This is a genomic window from Janthinobacterium sp. PSPC3-1 (assembly GCF_049896105.1).
In the GTDB taxonomy this organism is placed as follows: Bacteria; Pseudomonadota; Gammaproteobacteria; order Burkholderiales; family Burkholderiaceae_D; genus Janthinobacterium.
The window spans coordinates 1-3245 of the sequence record NZ_JAFCTQ010000082.1 but is presented as its reverse complement, the minus strand read 5'-3'; the positions used below and the strand labels follow the sequence as shown (position 1 = coordinate 3245).

Sequence of the window (3245 nt, the reverse complement as noted above, 5' to 3'; positions counted from 1 at the left end):
GAGCGCTGGTATCTGAATGCCATCCGCGGCAAGCGGATCGTCGCACCGCAGCTGACTTATCCGCACGACCGGATGCGTCCGCATGCACCGTTCCATGCTCACGTGCCTGCCGGCTTCGGCGCGCTAGGCCGCGCCTGGCAACCACGGCTGCCGTTGGCCGGCACCTACGACCAGGCATGGCTGGATGAACGCCACCCGTGCCTGCCGTTTGATTTCGATTTTCGCTACTGGAATGGCGCCCCCGAAGATCAACAGATATACCCCCATCTGGACGGTGACGAGAACGTCACCCTGTACAACATGTGCCCGCCGAAAACACCAGGCGCAAGCCGCGACGGCAATGGCAACACCTGCCTTGCCTTTTGCTTGCCGGGTCATTTGCCTTTCGTGCTGGTGCGGTTTGCCGATGGCCAGCTCGGTGAATTGGCGGCCAGGCTCGACACCTTGCTGATCGAAGCGGCCCCTGAATCACCGCCTGCCGCGTTCACCGTCCAGGTCGTCTGCATCTGGCGCGCGACGTTGGCGGCTGAGCCACCGGTGCGGGTGATGGAAGCGCGCATGATTTCCACCCACGACGCATCGGCGATGCGCGCCACGGCCGACACGCCAGCGCCAGCCCACTGACTGGAGACCAGAGCATGCCCACCGGTGCCCGCAAGAACAGCATCTTCATGGTCGTCAGCCTGCTGCCGGACGTATGCAAAACCCCGATGGGTTCCAGCATGGTGCCGGTGCCCTACCCCATCGTCGGCGACCTGAATAACAGCGTTGCGGTAGCCAAGACCGTTTTTTTCAATCGCGATCCGGTATTCCTGCTCGACGACAGCGTGGTGACCACCGTCACCGGCAACGAAGCGGGCACGGGCGGCGGCATGAAGTCGGGTGTCAACAAGGGCAAAGTACGCGCCACGGAAAGTGCGACTTCCGTACGCGTGGAGAAGAAGCTCGTCGTGCGTCATGGCGACGAGTGCGATATGAATCTGGCGAGCTAAGCATGGTTTTCGATCACGACAGTGTCGCTGCGCGGTCAAGCATCAGATTGAGAAGCGTCGACGATGTGGCCCGCCACTTCGCCAACACGATACGGATTGGACTACCATGACCACCAAGGGGGTGATCCTGGAACAGGCGCCGCCATCGGCAACACACATCGACCCGAAAGGTGGCGGCGCGAATCCGCCGCTGATGCCGGAAACCGAGCCAGAACAGTCCATCTGGCAGAAGTCCAGCCCTTGGGTGCATGGCGTGCTGGGCGTGGCGAGTTTTGTTCCTGGCTTGTCCGTCGTCACGGGCGCCCTGAACGCGGCCATCTACACGGCCGAGAGTGAATTTGTCGAAGCCGGCCTTGCCGTGGCCAGCATGATCCCAGGTGGCAAGGTAGTCACGACGGTGGGCAAGGTGGCCAAAGGCGCGGCAGGGATCGCCAAGGGTACGGGAACGGCCGCCAGGGTCGTCAAGGGGGCGCATGAAGCGGAGGAAGTGCTCAAGGCGGCCAAAGCGGCAGAAGAAGCAGCCAGAATAGCAAAAGAGGCCAAGGCCGCCAAGGAAGCGCGGGAGGCAAAAGAGGCGGCAGATAAGGCGCGTGAAGTCGCCTCCAGTGCGAGAAAGCCGAAAAAGGAAGTGACGATCAAGACCCGAGAGCATAAAGTCCCGTGCTTCCATCCATTCGACAAGAAGAAATTCATGCGGATGAGCCAGTCCGATCAAACTAACGGCCTCTTTTGCACCGTTGATACTGATGAGTATGAAGACCTTATTGATGAGTGGCTCGAAGGCACGAAATTGGAGCAACTTGATGCATTCCATGTAATTGCAAGATCCGCATTTGGCGACCTGTATGCATGTGGTGAAAAAAACTGGGCGCAGTGTAATGATCGCGTGCTCCATTCACATGATTTCCGCTCTATCAAACGAATTGAAATCCAAGACTCAAGATGACTTGAACTTGTCAATTCGCTCTTTCTTTGCCTTTAGCAAGCCTGCCCGCTTTGACATGCAAGACGAGAACGGTCAGCCACTCTTCGAGCGCGCGATCGCTAAGTTAGGCCCACTTGAACCAGATGAAATATACGGTTTTGAACCGGCCATCGTACTGGGCGGAAAGGTCCAACTCGAGAACTTAGCTAAGGTAAAAACCGATGTGCATCTGACGATTCTTCGACAAATTTCCGCGCCGACTCTGCCGCTTTCCAATATCGATCTCGATAAACTGATTAGTGGGAACGTTACAGGAACAGTCGGGAATTTGACTTGACATGTAATCAATAGCTTGAGCGCGACCGAATATAAATCTGCCAGAAACGCATTCGCGAATATGAATCGAAATCCAACTGCGGCTACTATGCAGGAATCAGCTCGTGAGACATTGGAAGTACTTGTGCAAGGAAATATCAAAAAGAGCTTGCAAAACAGCGGAATGGGAGTTGCGCAAGCAGATACTCAAGCAACAACGCGAGCGAAAGCTGTGATGGACAAGTTAGCCGCGTTGCACGACCCAGACATGGTGGCTGGAGGTTGGATGCACCCGAATCCCACTGGCTTGGGCCGAGCCGATGTAAATTCTTCAATTGGAGGTAGTTGGAACCAAAATGATAGAGCGGCTGGAATGGATCGCGAAGCCGACAGGGCAATCGCGAGCGGTGAAGGAGATAAGAAAATGAACGTTAAACTGGAGCCTTGCCGCGGCTAGGGAATAAGATGAGAGACGAAGATTTCGCATATTTCATAAGTAAGTTTGGAGAGGCGACGAGTCGCGTTGACGTGCCTAGTGACGATATTGAAAAGTGGCGGAAGCACTTGCCGGGCCAACTACTAAGGTATTGGAATGACGAGGGGTGGTGTGGATACGCAAACGGATTGTTCTGGACGGTTGATCCGGATGACTACGAAGATATAGTAGATGAGTGGCTAGCAGACACGCCGCTTGAGCAGCTAGATAGCTTCCACGTAATAGCTCGGTCTGCCTTTGGAAATCTATATCTCTGGGGGGAGAAAACGGGCGATTGCGTGATTATCGCGTCTAACATTAACTCAATAATTTTTCTCAATAGCAACTTGAAGAACGAAATGGATGACCCAGATTTCGACGCGAGAGTGTTCTTTAGCAATAAGTCACCGGCACAATGCGACATTAAAGACGAAGATGGCGAACCACTTTTCGAGCGCGCTCTAGGGAAGCGCTGATCAATTCGGTTTTCTGACGAGGCTGGCGCGCCAAATACCCGACCGGCAAGCCGTTCAAGCCC

Annotated in this window: 6 protein-coding genes; all 6 read left to right on the top strand. The window is 55.4% G+C overall.

What is annotated here, in order from left to right; all coding sequences use genetic code 11:
• Window positions 1-624 (top strand): DUF2169 domain-containing protein (locus tag ACP7B7_RS31540; RefSeq protein ID WP_426079351.1); only part of this gene is annotated, 624 nt, incomplete at its 5' end.
• Window positions 625-638: 14 nt separating this feature from the next.
• Window positions 639-992 carry a DUF4150 domain-containing protein gene (locus tag ACP7B7_RS31535; RefSeq protein WP_308922737.1) on the top strand — a complete coding sequence of 118 codons (354 nt, stop codon included), beginning with the start codon at window positions 639-641 and terminating at the stop codon, window positions 990-992.
• Window positions 993-1098: 106 nt separating this feature from the next.
• Window positions 1099-1938 carry a GAD-like domain-containing protein gene (locus ACP7B7_RS31530; protein ID WP_426079350.1) on the top strand — a complete coding sequence of 280 codons (840 nt, stop codon included), beginning with the start codon at window positions 1099-1101 and terminating at the stop codon, window positions 1936-1938.
• Window positions 1916-2254 (top strand): T6SS immunity protein Tdi1 domain-containing protein, encoded by a 339-nt coding sequence (locus ACP7B7_RS31525; protein ID WP_426079349.1) that lies wholly within the window; start codon window positions 1916-1918, stop codon window positions 2252-2254. Before ACP7B7_RS31530 ends, ACP7B7_RS31525 begins: the two co-directional genes overlap by 23 nt.
• Before the next feature lie 15 nt (window positions 2255-2269).
• Window positions 2270-2689 (top strand): polymorphic toxin type 15 domain-containing protein, encoded by a 420-nt coding sequence (locus ACP7B7_RS31520; RefSeq protein ID WP_426079348.1) that lies wholly within the window; start codon window positions 2270-2272, stop codon window positions 2687-2689.
• Between the two features lie 8 nt (window positions 2690-2697).
• Window positions 2698-3183 (top strand): GAD-like domain-containing protein, encoded by a 486-nt coding sequence (locus tag ACP7B7_RS31515; protein WP_426079347.1) that lies wholly within the window; start codon window positions 2698-2700, stop codon window positions 3181-3183.
• The last annotated feature ends 62 nt before the right edge of the window (window positions 3184-3245 follow it).